The following is a 17,878-nucleotide window of genomic DNA, read 5'->3' on the forward strand; positions in this document are numbered from 1 at the left end:
TTTCATACATTTCACCACGGTAAATTGAGTGTCAAAACTAAGCTTTTTATACGTTAAATTGATCTCTACTTGATGCGGATTACTATAAACTATTGAACTTTATCTGCGTTATCCCCATATAGCTCAGTATTCCCAAAATTAATTGAAGTGCGAAGAGAACATAATGACGCTTGAAAGAACGGATCGAGTAGAAATTCCTGTGCTAGCGCTACGCGATGTAGTGGTGTATCCGCATATGGTGATCCCGCTGTTTGTAGGTCGAGAAAAATCAATAAAATGCCTAGAAGCTGCGATGGACAATGACAAGCAAATCTTTTTAGTTGCGCAAAAAGACGCCTCAGTTGATGACCCAAGCACTGATGATGTCTATCAGACTGGTACCATTGCAACGGTACTACAGTTACTCAAACTACCTGATGGCACAGTGAAAGTGCTAGTTGAAGGTACTCAACGCGCAAAAATAGATGAGTTTCTAATTACAGACGAATATTTCTTGGCGCAAGCTCAGTACATTCCATCTCAGGATGTGGATGAGCAAGAGCAAGACATATTAGTTCGCAGCGCAATTAGCCAGTTCGAAGGCTATGTGAAGCTAAATAAAAAGATCCCACCAGAAGTACTAACTTCAGTATCGGGTATCGATGAAGCTGCACGCTTAGCGGATACGATGGCTGCTCATATGCCAATTAAAGTACCTGAAAAACAAAAGGTGCTAGAAATTAACGATGTGACTGAGCGTCTCGAGTATTTGATGGCGTTGATGGAAGGCGAGATCGATTTACTTCAAGTAGAGAAGAAGATCCGCTCACGCGTTAAAAAGCAAATGGAGAAATCCCAACGAGAGTACTATCTGAATGAGCAAATGAAAGCTATTCAGAAAGAGCTTGGTGAGCTGGATGATGTTCCTGACGAATTTGAAGCCCTGAAAAAGCGTATTAGCGAAGCGAATATGCCGCAAGAAGCGGAAGAAAAAGCGCTTTCAGAGCTTAACAAACTTAAAATGATGTCACCTATGTCTGCAGAGGCGACAGTTGTGCGCTCGTACATTGAGACGATGATCAATGTACCTTGGAAAAAACGCTCAAAGGTGAAAAAAGACCTAGCTGGTGCACAAAAGATACTAGATGCCGATCATTATGGTCTTGAGAAAGTGAAAGACCGCATCATCGAATATCTAGCGGTACAGCAGCGCACCAATAAGCTTAAAGGTCCTATATTATGCTTAGTTGGTCCTCCAGGCGTTGGTAAAACCAGTTTAGGTCAATCCATCGCGCGTTCGACTGGCCGTAAGTACGTACGTATGGCGCTCGGTGGCGTACGCGACGAAGCTGAAATTCGCGGACACAGACGAACTTATATTGGCTCAATGCCGGGTAAATTGATCCAAAGCATGTCGAAAGTTGGCGTAAAGAACCCGCTTTTCTTGTTGGATGAAATCGATAAGATGTCATCGGATATGCGCGGCGATCCTGCATCGGCTCTACTAGAAGTGTTAGATCCAGAGCAAAATAGCAACTTTGCAGACCACTATTTAGAAGTGGACTACGATCTGTCTGATGTTATGTTTGTTGCGACTTCTAATAGCTTTAACATTCCAGGTCCATTATTAGACCGTATGGAAGTCATTCGTCTTTCTGGTTACACCGAGGACGAAAAGCTAAATATTGCCAAGCAGCACTTAATTCCAAAGCAAGTGAAACGCAATGGATTAAAAGAGTCTGAAATCAATATTGAAGACAGTGCGATCATTGGCATTATCCGCTACTACACGCGTGAAGCGGGTGTCCGTAATCTAGAGCGCGAAGTTTCTAAGTTATGCCGAAAAGCCGTTAAGAACATCTTGCTAGATAAAAATGTTAAGCAAGTTGTGATTAACCAAGAAAATCTTGAAGACTTCTTAGGTGTACAACGTCACGATTACGGCAAGGCGGAAGACGGCGATAGAGTTGGTCAAGTTACCGGGCTTGCATGGACGGAAGTAGGGGGTGACTTACTCACTATCGAATGTGCGGCAGTACCAGGTAAAGGCAAACTTGCTTACACCGGCTCGCTGGGCGATGTGATGCAAGAGTCAATTCAGGCGGCAATGACGGTTGTGCGCAACCGCGCTGACAAACTACGCATTAATGACGATTTCTACGAGAAACGTGATATTCATGTTCATGTTCCTGAAGGTGCAACACCGAAAGACGGTCCGAGCGCCGGTATTGCGATGGTAACGGGCTTAGTGTCAAGCCTCACTGGCAATCCAGTGCGTGCAGATGTCGCGATGACAGGTGAAATTACCTTGCGTGGTGAAGTTCTGCCTATCGGTGGTCTGAAAGAGAAATTATTGGCAGCGCACCGTGGGGGAATTAAACGAGTTTTAATACCGAAAAAGAACGAGCGCGACTTAAAAGAAATTCCTGAGAATGTTCTTGAAGGGCTTGATATTCATGCGGTGTCATGGATTGATGAGGTATTATCACTGGCGTTAGCGCACCCAATAGACAGTTTTAGTGTGGAATCGCAAAAAAACTAAGAAAAAAGCCAAAAAATTGAGTGAAAAGGCTTTTCAAATCTAAAAGGTGTGTTAAGTTAGGCACTGTATTCAAGCCTACTGGTTCGGAAGCCCCGTAATCACTAGGCTTGAGAAAGATTTCGAGAATTAGAGAGTCGCTGTGATGTCTCTAAATGAATAGCAAAAGTTACCAGTAAGAAGTAACTTTTGACAATAACTATGGAAGAGGATGATATTGTGAATAAATCTCAATTAATCGATCAAATCGCAGCTGATGCTGACATTTCTAAAGCGGCTGCTGGTCGTGCGCTAGATTCATTCATTGAGTCTGTAACGGGTGCACTAAAAGACGGTGACTCTGTTGCACTTGTAGGTTTTGGTACTTTCTCAGTGCGCGAGCGTGCTGCACGTTCTGGTCGTAACCCACAAACTGGTGAGACTATTCAAATCGCAGCAGCTAACATCCCATCTTTCAAAGCGGGTAAAGCGCTTAAAGACGCAGTAAACTAATTCAATTTGAATTAGGCGGTGCAGAGTCATCGCGAACTGCTTCAAGATAAAAGGCGTATCTGCTAAGATACGCTTTTTTTATACCATCACTAATCTGATTGGTGTAATGCTTAACCCAAATCTAGCAAACACAAAGTGCTTTAGTGCTTTGACTTAGATAAGAGAAACAATAAATGCTTGAAAAGATCAGAGAAGGCTCGCAAGGCCCGGCGGCTAAAATCGTATTAGGTTTAGTCATCTTATCTTTTGCGTTAGCAGGGATCGGTGGTTACCTAGGTCAAACCACAGAGCAGCCTGTCGCAGAAGTGAACGGAGTAAAGATTTCACAAACCAAGTTTTCTCGTGCTTACTCAAATGAACGCGCACGACTAGAGCAACAGTTTGGCGAATACTTTGCACAGATTGCAGCCGATCCTAATTATATGGCGCAAATTCGCCAAGGTGTTGTTGATCAATTAGTACAACAAGAATTACAAACTCAATTAGCTAAAGAGCTTGGTCTTCGTGTGAGCGATGAGCAGGTTAAAAAAGCGATTGTTGAAATGCCATATTTTCAAATTGGTGGAGAATTCAGTAACGACCGTTACTTACAAGTTATCCGTCAAATGAACTTCCAGCCAGATAGCTTCCGTGAATATCTTCGTGACGAGATGACTCGTGCGCAGTTAATCTCTGCAGTTGCTGGCACTGATTTTGTACTGAAAAACGAACTTCAGCAATCTATTGCGCTACAGCAACAAACTCGTGCTATCGACTATGCGGTATTAAGCAAAGAGTTGGTGAAAGATGAAGTGTCAGTATCAGATGAAGAAGTTCAGAACTATTACGACTTGAATCAAACTCAGTTTCAAGCTCCAGAATTGGTGGCGGTTAACTATATCGAGCTAAAAGCTGAAGATTTAGCGCCTGCAGAACCAGTTACTGAGGAAGCGTTAAAAACGTATTACGAAGAGCAAAAGAACCAATATCTTGAACCTGAAAGACGCCGCGTGTCACACATTCTTGTTGATGCAAGCGAAGATGCTGAAGCCGCTAAACAAAAAGCAGATGAAATTCTGGCTGAATTGAATAACGGTGCTGATTTTGCCGTTATTGCAGAAGAAAAATCTGACGACGTGGTGAGCGCTGAGCTTGGCGGTGATCTAGATTGGATTGAAAGGGACATGATGGATCCGGCGTTTGAAGATGCAGCATTTGCGCTTGCCGCGGTAGGTGATGTATCTGAAGTGGTTGAATCTGAGTTTGGTTTTCACATTATCAAGCTAACGGATATTCAACGCCAACAAGCGCAATCTTTTGAAGACGTAAAAGACAACCTTCGTGCAGAGCTTGAAAAAGCAGCTAAGATCGATGCGTTCTATCAAAAGCAAACCCGTGTAGCTGAACTTGCTTTTGAAATGGCTGACTCGCTACAAGACGCTGCTGAAGCCGCTGGCGTTGAAATCAAATCAACTGAGCTGGTAAGTCGTAATGCGCTTCCTGAGCCACTGAATTCACCAGCGATAAGCAATACTATCTTCACGCCAGAGCTGCTAGAAGACCGCGTAAACTCTGAAGTGTTAGAAGTTGCACCAGAGCATATCGTGGTGGTTCGTGTTGCTGAGCATAAAGCGGCAGCGACGAAGCCACTTGAGGAAGTCAGCGCGCAGATCAAAACGCAGTTGAGCAATGAAAAAGCGTCGACATTAATTGCAGAGAAAGCACAGTCACTATTTGAGCAACTACAAGGTGGTTCTACTTTAGCTGAGATTGCCAAAGCACAAAATATCGAAGTGAAAAGCGTGACTGAGCTTAAGCGTCGTAGCTACGACGTACCGCCAGCTATCGCAGCAGAAGCATTTAAATTGCCTCAGCCTGGTGTAGCAGAAACAGAATCTGCACTTGTAGAGCTTGGTAATGGTGACTCGGCATTTGTGGTGCTGAAGTCTGTAACCACGCCTGAAGTTGATGGCAAAGTTGATGCGCAGCAGAAGCAGTCAATCACGGCTTCTTATGCAAACAAAAACTATCTTGAGCTACTAGCAGCACTTGAAGCTAAGTCTGAAGTGAAAAGACCACAGTTACAGGTCACAGAGCAGCAATAATCGTTTTTAGATAGCAGAAAGGCGTCAACACGGCGCCTTTTTTATGCCTTGTGACAGGGATATCGGTATTATTGAATATGCTCAAGTACGGTGCTTGCAACCTCTTGTGAAGACTGATAATTCTGGCCCGTCACTATGCGGCTATCTACCTTGATAAAAGACGCATCCCGCTCTCCATATACAAAATTCCCTCCAAGCTCTTCCACTTTAGGCTGAATTTGAAAAGGAAAATGCTTGAAATACGCTCTATCTGGATTTTCAAATGCGGTAGGGTAACCGGTGATTTGTTTTCCTTTGATGAGATACTCGCCATTTTTCAAGCGCAAATTAACGATACCAGCTGTGCCGTGGCATACAGCGGCAACAACACCTTGGTTTTGTTCATATATATGCATAGCAATACGCTGTAGAGTAAGGTTTTCTGCTACTTCATACATGGCATTACTGCCGCCTACATAATAGATTGCCGCATATTGGCTAGGGTCGACTTCAGCTGGGCGCATTGTGTTGCTGAGCGCATACATATAGTCAGGTTGGTAAAGGTACTTTTTATGTTCACCGTTTGAAGTATTTATATAGCTCAGGTTTAGCGCGCCACCTTGTGTGCTGACAAAATCAACAATTAGTCCTGCTTGAGTAAATACGTCATAGGCACTGAGAAGCTCTTCGAAGCTCGTGCCAGCTGGCAGCTGACTATCGCCGTGAAAGGCCTTGCTTGACGCGACAATGAGCACTCGGCGACCTAAGTTCGTTACTTGCTCGGAAGTTAGCGTGGTTTGCTGCGCAGATTTACTGATGATTTTCCATGTGCCAGCTATTTTCTTTAGGAGTAGGTGATCGATGTACTGCACGTTTGACTTCAATATATCAATGCGGATTTTGGCCTGTGCAAGGTGATCATTCACGCTGATATTTAGAATTTTTGCGCGCCTGCCTGTGTCTTTTTTCGGACCTTTATACCAACTCAAATACTCTTTCAACGGGACTTGCCACATCGCTTGGTCTGACTTTTCTAAAATAAGCATCGCATCGGGATGAAACGCTTTTCTTATCATTTCAGGCTGGTTATTCGCGGTGCCACCGATGTAGTGGTTTAATGTAGCGGTAATTTTAGCGGTCTCATCCTCAAAAGCGATGGCGATGCTGGTTTGGATAAGTAGTAAAAATAACAATGGTACTAGTTTTGATAGGGTCATAAGCTTCTCCTGTAATGACTCAGAAGAAACATAAACTTATTTAATTAAAGCAGTCACCTAGAGTATATTTTAGGAGTCTGAGAGTATGTTCTCGGAGTGCTTAAAGCTATTTGGAGAGTACCCCGTGAGCTTCTTAAATGCGGCAAAAAATGTGGATGCAGAATTAAAACCACACTCCAGTGCAAGGTGTTCCAGCGGCATGTTGGTGCTCGAAAGCAAGTGTTTCGCATATTCAACTCTCAAGCCATTGAGATATTGTTTAAAGTTACAATGATAGTGGCGATTTACTATTTGCGATAATTTGTTGTGGCTCGTGCCTAATCGTTTGGCCAATCGGGGGAGCGTTAAATCCGGCTCAGTAAATAGCTTGCTTTCTGACATTAACGACTCAAGTTTGGCTATGAGCTGATTGTATTCATCGTCGCTTATGTGCGTATTGGCATATTTCTTTTCATTAGCAGTTGGTTTTCGTAGTAATTTGGGTGCGAAAAGGATGCTTAAATAGAGCACAAAGCTGAACGTGAGTGCTCCTGTGATGTAAGAAGTGAATGACGAAAAGAAATACGCGGCCCAAATGAGCCAGCAACCGCAGATCACAACCAAAGTTAGATGAAACTCAGCGTTGCCATTGGCGCTTTTGTCTGTAGCTAGACGATAAAAAGTATAAGAACTTATCAGTAAATAACCTAGCCAAAAATAGGATGTGCCTTTGTAACCCCACATTTGCCAAATTTCAGGGTGAAGCTGATAGGGCATAAGTATACCAAATCCAATAATAAAACCGCTTAATGCCAAAAAGTGTATTGTTAGATAACGATTTTTGGTTTCACTGTAGCTTGCAAGTACAAAATTAAGCAGGCAGGGGCCAAGCAAAAAGTAGGCACTCAAACCTATTTGCAGAATCGTTTTATCCAGCTCTGGGTTAAAGTAAAAAAGGACTGATTTGCCAATTCGAATACAAAGTAAAATGAGAAGCACCGACACCCAGCGCAGTGCTTTTGCCTCCTGAAATTTTATTAGCAGTAGGACGCTGAGAATAAAGCCATTAAACACCCCGATAAGTGAGAAGAAAAATAACAGATGGGCACTAAAATCCATTACTTATTCCCCGCGAAATTAAGCAGATAGCAGCTTCTGCATGGTTTTAGATTTTGGAGTATTGAACACACGTTCGGTTTCGCCATATTCGACGACTTTACCGCGATTTAATACCAAAATCTCATCACTCATGTGACGAACCAAACTCAAATGATGTGTGATAAGCACGTACGCAAGTCCCGTTGCTGCTTGTAGCTCTAGCAGCAGATTTACGGTTTGCGCCCGTACGGATGGGTCTAATGATGACAACGCTTCATCCAATACCAGCACTTTTGGGTCTAAAATAAGGGCCCGCGCTAAGGCAACCCGCTGTAACTGCCCGCCACTAAACATATGAGGATAATAGTCTATGTGTTCGCCAAGTAGCCCGACGCGGCTGAGTGTGATGCGGATTTTCTTATAACGCTGCTCTTCGGTGAGTTCAGTATTGTATTGTAGACAATCATCAAGCATATCCCCAATGGTGAGACCCGGGTTGAGCGAGCGAGTTGGGTCTTGAAAGATAAGGCGAATAGTACGACAGTCATGATTGCGAATACCAGCGTCTTCTACAATTTGGCCGTTTAGTAATATTTGTCCTGAGTCTGCCATGTCGGCACCGGCAAGTACTTTGGCGAGCGTACTTTTACCAGAGCCAGTCTCGCCTATGATTGCGAGGGTTTGTCCGGGAGCAAGCGCAAACGACACATCTCTGAGTACCTGCATCGAGCGGCGTCTGAGCAGCCCTTGACGAGAAGTGTAGGACTTGTTTAAGGACTGTACTTTTAAGACGGGTTGCATTTTTGCTTCACCTTAATTAACGGAAAGTGGCAAGCATAACTATGGCCATGCGAGCGACTTTGTCTTGGCGTGACGACACATTCTTTTTGTGCTTGAGGGCATCTCGGCCCCAAGCGGCATCCGATGGGTAAATGCTGTAATGGGGGAATAGTGCCTTTCAAGGCATAAAATGCTTCTTTATGGCCGAGCCCTTGACCAAAGTCAGGTAAACTCTTAACTAGCGCTTGGGTGTAGGGATGTAATGGCTGTTTAAAAATAGCCTGAGTAGGACCTGCTTCAACCATCTGTCCGCAATAGAGCACATGCATTGCGTGGGACCAGTCGGAGATCTCTTCTAGCTCATGCGAAATCATTAATATCGACATGTTCTTAAGCTGGTTTAATGCCTTGAGCAATCGAAATACTTGCGCGCGGGCGGTACTCTCAAGTGCGGTGGTTGGCTCATCGGCAATAAGTAATTTAGGGCTTCTGGCGATGGCCATCGCAATCATGATTTTTTGGCACATCCCCTCAGAAAGCTCATGTGGGTAACTGCTACAGATCTTTTTATCGTCTCGGATCCCAGCTTTGTGCAATAGCGCTCGGACCTTTTCTTTTCGTGCTTTTCTACGACCAAAAAAGCCACCTTTTAAGACGCTATCGGGAATAGATTCCGCGACTTGGTCGAAAATGGTAGCGGTTGGGTCAAGGCTTCGACTTGGCTCTTGGTAAATCATCGCAATATCTTGGCTGACGAGCTTTCTGCGCTTTTCTGAAGATAAACGCATAAGGTCAACGCCACGCCAGTGCATGCGGTCTGCGGTTACTGTCCAGCGCTGATTGAGTACCCCTACAATGGCTTTGGCGATCAGACTTTTACCAGAGCCAGACTCACCGACAAGTGCATGAACTTCGCCTTCTTTAAGGCTAAGGTTGACCTTATCAACCGCGCGAATAACACCGTCTTCGGTACGTAGTTCAATGGTGAGGTTCTTAATGTCTAGTAATTGCATTAATCTGCCTTACGTTGTTTCAGCGCTTCACGCAGTCCATCACCAACCAAGTTGGTAGACAGTACTGCCAAAAAAAGCAATACACCTGGGAGGCCTACAGTCCAAGGCGCGAGATAAATTAAACTTAAGTTTTCTTGGAGGATAGCACCCCATTCGGTCGATGGAGGCTGCGCACCGAGCTTTAAGAAACCAAGTGCCGCAATATCCAAAATAGCAGTCGACAGCGCCATGGTGAAGATAACCACGATATGCTCGTAAATGTTAGGCAGTATGCCACGGACGAGCAGTTTCCAGCGTGTTGCACCATCAAGCTTAAAGGCGATGATATAGTCTTTACTCAGCTCAGTGACCACTAAGTTTCTAATCGAGTGGATGTATTGTGGCAATAGCGCGAAGATAATCGCCCACACTGTATTCATCAAACCTGGCCCCAATATAGCAATGATGATAATGGCCAGCAATAACGAAGGAATGGCGAGCGTAATATCCAATAAGTGATTAAGAAAGCTGGATTTTAAGCCTCGACTGGCGCCAGCAAGCGTACCAAGTACGACGCCGAGCGCCGTGGTAACCAAGGCTGCAATGATAGATAAACCAAACGTGTAGGTTGCTCCATTCATTAAGCGCGATAAGATGTCTCGCCCTAAATCATCTGTACCGAGTATAAAGCGCACATCGCCATCGTCATGCCAAGAAGGTGGTAGCAACAGGGCATCAGCATGCTGCTGGTTAACACCATAGGGCGCGATCAGCGGCGCTGTTAAAGCCAACACCGTCAGAGCAACAAACAGCCATAAACCCACTAGCGCAACGTGGTTTGAGCGGAATTTACGCCATAACCTAAATAAAGGTGAGCGATTAGACTCTTCGGTAAATAGATTAAACTTTGCCATGAGCCTGATTCCTTGCGAGCGGATCGAGTATCGAGTGAATAAAATCAGACAACATGTTGGCAATGATAACAAAGAAAGACACCGCGAGCAGTCCCCCTTGGATGGCGGGGAAATCACGTTGATAGATGCTTTCAATTAACCATCGACCGATCCCAGGCCAAGAGAATATCACCTCAGTGATCATCGCAAGTGTGATGAGCGTGCTAAATTGGAGACCAATTTGTTTTATCACTGGAAGCAGCGCATTTCTCAGCGCGTGGTGGATGATAAGCTGGCTGCGATTAAGGCCTTTTGCTCTAGCTGTTTTAATATAGTTCTGGTCGAGGACTTCGAGCATAGAGTCGCGAGTAAAGCGGATCAAAACTGTCGTTGGGTACATAGCCAGCACAATTGTCGGCAGCGCTAAATGATGAAGTGCATCCCAAAATGCGGCACCACCATAGGGAAAATCTTCAAGATAAATATCAATCAGAATAAAATGAGTAACGGGCTGTATTTCATAAAGTAAGCCAATTCTACCGGACATGGGGAAAAGCCCAAGGCCCAGACAAAATGCCATAATAAGCAGCAGGGCTAACCAAAAAACTGGAATGGAAAATCCCATCAAGCTTAATGAGTTAATGAGCTTATCTGGCCACTTTTTATGATAAGCGCTGGCTATTACTCCACTTGGTACACCAATCAAGACTGCAACCGTCAAAGCATATAAACACAGCTCAAGCGTTGCTGGAAATAGATGTTTCACATGAGAAAGCACGGGCTGCCCTGATGATAAAGATAAACCCCAGTCGCCTTCAAACATACGAGTCATAAACGCGGCATATTGCACAAAGATATTTTCTTCAATACGATATTTTTCAACTAGCGCCTGCGTTTGGGCATAACTCGAGTTGACTTCACCACTGAAGTTAGTGATCAACTCACCAGGAAACAGATAATTGAGGGCGAAAGTAAAAATCGTTAGGGTAAACAACATAAAGCAAAGCAAGCTCAGTCGTCGATAAGCATATTTTGCGAACATGTTAGTCTCTCCTTGCCTCAGCGAGCGAAATACCACCAAATGGACGTAATGAGACGCCCTTGATATCAGAGCTAGTTGCTTGGAACCTTAGCCCGTGCGCAATTGGAACGAGAGGCAGTTGCTCAATGACCATTTTTTGTGCTTGCTGATAATAGTATTTTCTTTCTTCCATATTGTTGGTGTCTAACGCTTGAGTGAGCAATAAGTCAAACTCCGGATTACACCAGTTGGAAGGGTTTTTGCCACTAAATGTTGCAGTGCAGCTCAATAATGGGCTGAAGAAATTGTCTGGATCAGGTGTATCTGCTGCCCAGCCTAACAACACGCTATCATGCTCATGGCGGCCAACGCGTTCAATAAAGGTATTCCATTCGTACTCGACGATTCTGGCATTGACGCCAATATCACGTAAATCACGTTGAATAAGCTCAGCCATTTTCCGCGCGTTAGGATTGTAAATTCGCGACACCGGCATGGCCCATAAGGTCATGGAAAAACCACCCTCAAGACCAGCCTGTTTCAAATACTCTTTGGCTTTTTCAGGGTCATATGTTGGCATTTTTTGCTGTGCTTCAAATGCCCATGAAGAAGGGGGAAGCATCGAGCGGGCTAAAATTCCATTGTTGTAAAATACCGCTTGCATGATTTTTTCAAAATCTATGCTGTGCGCCAGCGCTTTGCGGACCAACGGATTATCAAATGGTGGCTTTTCGGTGTTGAATGCCCAGTAGCCTATATTCAGATTTGCGGCCTTTTCAACTTCTATGTCTTTTCTTTGCTCAAGCACGGTGAGCTGGGTAGCACTGGGGTGCGCCGTAATATCACATTCTTTAGTTAGCATTTTTGCGATGCGGCTAGTGCCATTGGTGGTGATATCGTAGACCAATTGTTCCATGTATACCGGGTGTTTCCAGTAATGCTCATGGCGATAATATCGGATCAGGTTATCACGTAAAAATTCACGGTACTTATACGGACCTGTGCCTACGGGCTTTTGATCAAAATCTTGCTTATGTTCAAGCTGTATAAGCTGATCGGCATATTCTTTAGAAAGAATGACAGCGAAGTCTGTGGCGATATTGGATAAAAAGCTACTTTCCGCGTTGAACAGATCAAAGCGAACGGTATGTTCATCCACTTTTTTTACTTGGCGGATCAGTTGGTCGAGTCCAATACTTTGAAAATAAGGATAATTTGCATCACCAACAAAGTGGTACGGATTGTAAACATCAAATAAACGGTTAAATGAGAATACCACATCATCGGCATTCATTTTTCTTGTTGGTGTGAAGTAGAGGGTATCGTGAAATTGGACATCATCCCTCAGGGTAAAAGTGAAAGATTTACCGTCTTTGCTGACCTGCCAAGACGTTGCCAACTCAGGTAAGAATTCGCCGTTTTCAGGATCAATACTGATCAAGGTGTCATAAAGCTGATTGGCAATAATATCAATCGTAGACCCTGTTGTGGTCACTTGTGGATTAAATGACACAGGGTTCGCTTCTGCACAATATACTAAGCCTTGTGACTTATCATTCACTTTATTTGGCGTCTGATCCGTACAGCCAAATAAAGCGGTACACAGCACACCAAAAAACAATTTACGCACCACTATGCCTCTTGTTTTTGGTTTTGGTCCAGTAGGTTGTATTTTTTCAAATAACCTCTAAGTTGATGATACGTCAAACCAAGGTTTTGTGCAGTTTTCTTTTGATTAAATTGACTAAATTCAAGCGCTTTTTGCAGCATTGTGATTTCATAGCCGTTGGAAAGCGATTTTAAATCACAAGGGAAGTCGAACTCGAGGGCTGGATCTGCCTGTTGTTCATTACTCGGTTGCGCCGTAGGCAACGGCTCAACTTTATGAGTGGCTGCAGTTGTTGGCTGGGCATTTGGTGCTTTGATCCGTTGGCTCGGCCTAAATGGGCTAGCAAAGGGGTCAAACACAATATCATGAACCGGAATTTGATCATTGCCATGACGATATAAACTACGTTCAACTACATTTTTGAGCTCACGGATATTGCCGGGCCACGGGTAATCAAGCAGCTTTTCGATGGCTTTGCGGGTAAAGCCGCTAAATAACTCCCATCCTAAATCCCGAGCCATATTTATCGCAAAATGTTCGGCCAATAATAAGATGTCTTCTTTTCTCGCTCTTAATGGCGGTAAGGTGATGACGTCAAATGCGAGGCGGTCCAATAAGTCGTGTCTGAACTCTCCAGCATCGGCAAGAGTGGGGAGATCTTCATTGGTAGCGCATACCAGTCGAGTATCTACTTTTACGGTTTGCTTGCCGCCAACTCGCTCGAACTCACCGTATTCAATTACACGCAAGAGCTTTTCTTGCACCATTGCAGAGGTATTAGCTAACTCATCCAAAAACAGTGTGCCACTGTTAGCGCGTTCAAATCGACCTTCATGGCGCTTGCTTGCACCAGTAAAGGCACCGCTCTCGTGACCAAATAATTCACTCTCTAAAAGGTTTTCGTTTAGGGCTGCACAGTTTAGTTTGACGTATTCCTGATCCCACCGCTCTGAGAGATAATGCAAACGTGCCGCAATTAACTCTTTACCTGTGCCACGCTCGCCAATAATAAGCACGGGCTTTTCTAAAGGAGCGAGCTGTGAAACCTTGTCTAGCACAGCTAAAAAGCTGTCAGATTGGCCTAATAAATTATCCTGTTGGCGAAAACGGCTCATATTGCCTAACTCTTAGTGGTTTTTACTAATAACTAGTGTATTTTAAAATAAGTGATAACTAAAGGCTTTTTAAAAATAAAATAACCTTATGATTTTATTATATTTTTAATTTTGTTAAAGTTGGCAAGCTATTTGATACATAGAAGTAAGCAATTTAGCTATTAACCAAAGAGGTAACCACTATGGGAATTTTTTCTCGTTTTGCAGACATAGTGAATTCTAATATTAATGCTATTTTGGATAAAGCCGAAGATCCAGAAAAAATGGTTCGCCTAATTATCCAAGAAATGGAAGATACACTAGTTGAAGTAAGATCGACCTCAGCAAAAACACTCGCTGAGAAAAAGGAGTTAACACGCCGTCTAGATCAGCTAAAAGCACAGGTAGATGATTGGCAAACCAAAGCAGAGCTTGCATTAAGTAAAGAACGTGAAGATTTAGCACGTGCTGCTTTACTTGAAAAGCAAAAGTCTGCGGAAGATGTTGCAGCCCTTGAAAAAGAGCTAGAGCATGTAGACACGCACATTGAAAAGCTGCAGCAAGAAGTCAGTACATTACAAGATAAACTGGCCGACGCAAAAGCGCGCCAAAAAGCGATTGTACTACGTCAGCGCTCAGCAGAATCTCGTTTAGAGGTGAAAAAGGCACTCGACAGCAGTAAAGTAGATGATGCCCTAAATCGCTTTGAGCGTTATGAGAGCAAAATCGATGGCCTAGAGTCGCAAATCGAATCTTACGATTTAGGTAAGAAATCTTTAGCGGATGAGATTGCTGATCTGCAAAAGAACGAAAAGATTGACGATGAGCTTGAACAGCTGAAAAAGAAAATGGCTGAAAAGTGAAAATAGTCGCACCTACTGTCAGGGTAGGTGCTAACCAACTACAATAATAACAGCCAGGTTGAAGGCAGGAGAAGATTATGTTTGACGCAGAAGTTTTAATGGCTCCGTTGATTATTTTTATGGTCATCGTGGCACCACTTTGGTTGATTTTGCACTACCGTAGCAAAAAGCAGGTAAGCCAAGGGTTAAGTGAACACGAGCATCGTCAGCTTATCGAATTAGCCAGCAAGGCAGAAAAAATGGCAGATCGTGTTGAAACGTTAGAAGCTTTACTTGATCAAGAGTCACCACAATGGAGACGCAAGTTATGAGTAGAGTAAAGCGAGAGCTATATCGTGACCCAAGTCGCGGCAAGATAGCAGGGGTATGCGCAGGTCTTAGCGATTACTTCAACATGGAGTTATGGCTTGTTAGGATTTTATTCATCACAGCCGTGCTATTATCTGGTGGCCCATTATTTATCGTCGTGTATGTGGCATGCTGGTTTATTTTAGATAAACGTGAAGTGACACCAAACCGTTCGCCTGATGCGAAAGATGAGGATAAAGTATCGGTGAAGTTTAAGGTGTGGCAAAAAGGCGAGCCGCCAAGACAGGCACTTTATGACCTAAAAGACAGATTATCACGACTTGATGGTCGCATTCAGAACATGGAACGCTACGTAACTTCCCCTGAATTTACGGTTAGCAGAGAAATTGACAAGCTATAAGGCGGTATTGGCCGCCTTGGCATTTTCTTGAGGGGCACTTTTCTACTTATGACTACGTCACGTTTTCGAACCCCATCTTCCCTAGATAAGTTAAAACAACAAGCCAAAAAAACGCTCCACCGCTCTTTTGATAAGCATATAAAGCTTGCCGTAACCGGGTTTAGTGGCAGCGGGAAAACCGCATTTATCACGGCTCTTATCAAGCATCTGACTACCCAAACGAGCACCGACAACTTACCGTTTTTAGATGTCGTGAGTGAAGGTCGTCTTGTTGCGTGTCGTCCTGAGCCGCAGAAGGCACTGGCGGTACCAACTTTTGACTATCAGCAAGCGATAACTTGTTTGTTGGAAGAGCCGCCAACATGGCCTGCGTCAACCAAACGTATCAACACCTTAACACTGGCGTTTAGGTATCATAGTGAACGCGGACTCAAACAGCACTTAGCGCAAACCCATACACTATACCTTGAACTATATGATTACCCAGGTGAATGGTTAATGGACTTGCCGCTACTTAAAATGACTTTTCCCGAGTGGTGTGAGCAGCAATTTGCATTATTAAATAAGCCTAAATACCAGCCATTTGCACAAACGTTTTTACAGCTCCTCAAGCAGTTTGATGGGACGGAAGCGGTGGATGAAAGTAAGCTGAAAATGCTTGCACAAAGTTACCATGCGCTTTTAGCGCAGTTGCAGCGGAATACTCGTTTATCTAACCTGCAACCTGGCCGAGCGTTGATCCCAGGTGACCTTGAGGGAGCGCCAATATTGCTGTTTTTCCCGGTACAAGTTCACCCAAACGACATTACCGAGCATTCACAATATCAACAGCTTGTGGAGCGTTTTGAAGCCTACAAAAAGCAAGTCGTCGCACCTTTTTACAAAGATTACTTTTGTCAGTTTGACCGCCAAGTCGTGTTAGTTGATCTATTGGGTAGCCTAAGTGATGGCTATGACACACTGAAAGAGCAAGAAGATGCGTTAAAGCAGATCCTCGCCATGTTTTCCCATGGTAAAAGTGGCTTTTTGTCTCGTTTATTTAACCCAAAAATAGATAAGGTGCTATTTGCCGCCAACAAATGTGATGGTGTCTTGAACGAGCAGCAAACCAATTTGACAAGGTTGTTAAATGAAATGCTGGTGGACAGTGCCAATGAGCTTCGCTTCAACGGGGTAACCGTGGATACGATGTCTCTTTCTTCGGTGAGAAGTGTTGAGTCAAGGGCGGTGAAAGAGGGGACGCAACATGTGCAATGTATCTACGGCAAGCCAGTCGGCGAGCAGCAGTTTATTAATTATGTACCACCAACCCCGCCTGATCACGTTCCAAAAGCGCAGGCTTGGCCCCAAAGTGGGTTTGAGTTTTTAGCGTTTGAACCGCTACCTGCGAGGCAAGGAAACTTATCGCATATCAGGCTTGATCATGCTTTGCAGTTCTTAATTGGAGATAAATTAAGATGACAGATCAGACAAAATCTTACCAAGGCTCGGGTAGGCGCTTAAACATCGATACTGAACGCCAAGATGAGTCTCAACATTTGGGTGGTGAAGGCAAAGTTCTCGGCAACGAGCTGGTTGTGAGTGAAAGCCTTGATGCTGTGCCTGAACCCGAGTTACCGAAAATTGAACGTATTTACGAATCGCCTTGGCGATTTGGGTTTAAGCAGTGCTTTTTGCTTGCGCTATTAATACTTATCATTGTGGAAACAGCACTGACCTTGATAGAGAGCTATGAGCAAAATATTCTGCTGTTTAGTCTATACACCACCGTGTTGTCTCTTGGTTTACTTGCGCTATTTAAGTTCTTATTTTCGGAAGTCATCGCACTTAGCAAGCTAAAACAACATCAGCAAATTAAGCATGATGCCCTGCGCTTATTACAGAGTGACCAAATTGGCGAGGCGCGAGCTTGGCTTGGGCCACTATTAAAAGCGCATCCAGAGCAAAAGGTTGCCGCATTTGAAGAGGCGTTACAGCCTCACCACACAGACAAAGAAGTCATCACTTTATATGAAAAAACTTTGCTCCGAGGCCAAGATGCTGAAGCTAAAAAGCTAATTCAGGAGCATGCAACAACATCGGCGCTCTTAGTTGCTTTAAGTCCACTTGCACTTGTGGATATGCTGGCGGTGCTTTGGCGCGGAGTCGTGCTGGTGGAAAAGATCAGCAAACATTATGGTATTCGATTAGCGTATCGTAGCCGCATCACCTTGTATAAAATGTTGTTGAAGCAAATGGTATTTGTTGGCGCAAGTGAACTGGTAAGCGACCTTGCTGCGACCAGTGTGGGGGCTGAATTACTTGGCAAGCTTTCTACCCGTTCGGCACAGGGCCTAAGTGCTGGGATATTCACAGCCCGCTTGGGCTATAAGGCGATGGAACTTTGTCGACCATTGCCACGCTTGGAGCACAAACAAAGTCTTTTAAAAAATGCGATTAGCTCAGTCGTTGATGTGCTATTAAGGCGTAGCAAAAAAGATTAAGCGGCAACAATTTTATACACCTCTTTAAGTAAAATTGGCTAGTCACAATAAGTGAACTAGCCGTCTC

16 protein-coding genes are annotated in these 17,878 nt (G+C 44.1%); 8 read left to right on the forward strand and 8 right to left on the reverse strand.

All coding sequences use genetic code 11. From position 1 onward, the window contains the following. Nucleotides 1-163: 163 nt before the first annotated feature. The 3 genes from lon to L1271_RS02435 all read left to right on the forward strand — a co-directional run bounded on the left by lon (nt 164) and on the right by L1271_RS02435 (nt 5,094). Entirely contained in the window at nt 164-2,521 is a 2,358-nt protein-coding gene (lon, locus tag L1271_RS02425) for an endopeptidase La (RefSeq protein WP_017216125.1), read from the forward strand. 216 nt (nt 2,522-2,737) lie between these two features. Continuing rightward, nucleotides 2,738-3,010, forward strand: coding sequence for a nucleoid-associated protein HU-beta (hupB, locus tag L1271_RS02430; RefSeq protein WP_010371157.1), 273 nt, complete (start codon nt 2,738-2,740; stop codon nt 3,008-3,010). A 173-nt stretch (nt 3,011-3,183) separates the two neighbouring features. Beyond that, nucleotides 3,184-5,094, forward strand: coding sequence for a SurA N-terminal domain-containing protein (locus tag L1271_RS02435; RefSeq protein WP_235366671.1), 1,911 nt, complete (start codon nt 3,184-3,186; stop codon nt 5,092-5,094). A 68-nt stretch (nt 5,095-5,162) separates the two neighbouring features. Here the strand turns inward: L1271_RS02435 and L1271_RS02440 are convergent, their stop codons facing one another. The 8 genes from L1271_RS02440 to pspF form a co-directional block, all read right to left on the reverse strand. Then, a complete protein-coding gene (locus tag L1271_RS02440; RefSeq protein WP_235366672.1) occupies nt 5,163-6,290 on the reverse strand; it encodes a nuclear transport factor 2 family protein in 1,128 nt (375 codons plus the stop codon). A 69-nt stretch (nt 6,291-6,359) separates the two neighbouring features. Continuing rightward, nucleotides 6,360-7,388 (reverse strand): helix-turn-helix domain-containing protein, encoded by a 1,029-nt coding sequence (locus L1271_RS02445; protein ID WP_102057137.1) that lies wholly within the window; start codon nt 7,386-7,388, stop codon nt 6,360-6,362. Between the two features lie 18 nt (nt 7,389-7,406). After that, nucleotides 7,407-8,168 carry an ATP-binding cassette domain-containing protein gene (locus L1271_RS02450; RefSeq protein WP_102057136.1) on the reverse strand — a complete coding sequence of 254 codons (762 nt, stop codon included), beginning with the start codon at nt 8,166-8,168 and terminating at the stop codon, nt 7,407-7,409. Continuing rightward, nucleotides 8,153-9,160: a peptide ABC transporter ATP-binding protein gene (locus L1271_RS02455; protein WP_010606731.1), complete on the reverse strand. Its 1,008-nt coding sequence runs from the start codon at nt 9,158-9,160 to the stop codon at nt 8,153-8,155. Before L1271_RS02455 ends, L1271_RS02450 begins: the two co-directional genes overlap by 16 nt. After that, a complete protein-coding gene (locus L1271_RS02460; protein WP_010371175.1) occupies nt 9,160-10,053 on the reverse strand; it encodes an ABC transporter permease subunit in 894 nt (297 codons plus the stop codon). Before L1271_RS02460 ends, L1271_RS02455 begins: the two co-directional genes overlap by 1 nt. Next, a complete protein-coding gene (locus L1271_RS02465) occupies nt 10,040-11,074 on the reverse strand; it encodes an ABC transporter permease (RefSeq protein WP_102057135.1) in 1,035 nt (344 codons plus the stop codon). Before L1271_RS02465 ends, L1271_RS02460 begins: the two co-directional genes overlap by 14 nt. 1 nt (nt 11,075) lies before the next feature. Beyond that, nucleotides 11,076-12,683 (reverse strand): ABC transporter substrate-binding protein, encoded by a 1,608-nt coding sequence (locus L1271_RS02470; protein WP_442793307.1) that lies wholly within the window; start codon nt 12,681-12,683, stop codon nt 11,076-11,078. Nucleotides 12,684-12,685: 2 nt separating this feature from the next. Next, complete coding sequence (gene pspF, locus L1271_RS02475) at nt 12,686-13,777, reverse strand: phage shock protein operon transcriptional activator (RefSeq protein WP_102057133.1); 1,092 nt, start codon at nt 13,775-13,777, stop codon at nt 12,686-12,688. Between the two features lie 182 nt (nt 13,778-13,959). Between pspF and pspA the strand changes: the two genes are divergently transcribed. The 5 genes from pspA to L1271_RS02500 all read left to right on the forward strand — a co-directional run bounded on the left by pspA (nt 13,960) and on the right by L1271_RS02500 (nt 17,811). Then, nucleotides 13,960-14,619 (forward strand): phage shock protein PspA, encoded by a 660-nt coding sequence (pspA, locus tag L1271_RS02480; RefSeq protein ID WP_010371188.1) that lies wholly within the window; start codon nt 13,960-13,962, stop codon nt 14,617-14,619. A gap of 77 nt (nt 14,620-14,696) precedes the next feature. Further along, nucleotides 14,697-14,930, forward strand: coding sequence for an envelope stress response membrane protein PspB (gene pspB, locus L1271_RS02485; RefSeq protein WP_010371190.1), 234 nt, complete (start codon nt 14,697-14,699; stop codon nt 14,928-14,930). Beyond that, complete coding sequence (gene pspC, locus L1271_RS02490; RefSeq protein WP_010606736.1) at nt 14,927-15,328, forward strand: envelope stress response membrane protein PspC; 402 nt, start codon at nt 14,927-14,929, stop codon at nt 15,326-15,328. The genes pspB and pspC overlap by 4 nt, the downstream gene beginning before the upstream one ends. Before the next feature lie 48 nt (nt 15,329-15,376). Next, nucleotides 15,377-16,789 (forward strand): YcjX family protein, encoded by a 1,413-nt coding sequence (locus L1271_RS02495; RefSeq protein WP_102057132.1) that lies wholly within the window; start codon nt 15,377-15,379, stop codon nt 16,787-16,789. After that, the gene (locus tag L1271_RS02500; protein WP_102057131.1) at nt 16,786-17,811 is read left to right on the forward strand and encodes a TIGR01620 family protein; all 1,026 of its coding nucleotides are present in this window, start codon (nt 16,786-16,788) and stop codon (nt 17,809-17,811) included. Before L1271_RS02495 ends, L1271_RS02500 begins: the two co-directional genes overlap by 4 nt. The last annotated feature ends 67 nt before the right edge of the window (nt 17,812-17,878 follow it).

The organism is Pseudoalteromonas sp. OF5H-5, assembly GCF_021530695.1.
In the GTDB taxonomy this organism is placed as follows: Bacteria; Pseudomonadota; Gammaproteobacteria; order Enterobacterales; family Alteromonadaceae; genus Pseudoalteromonas.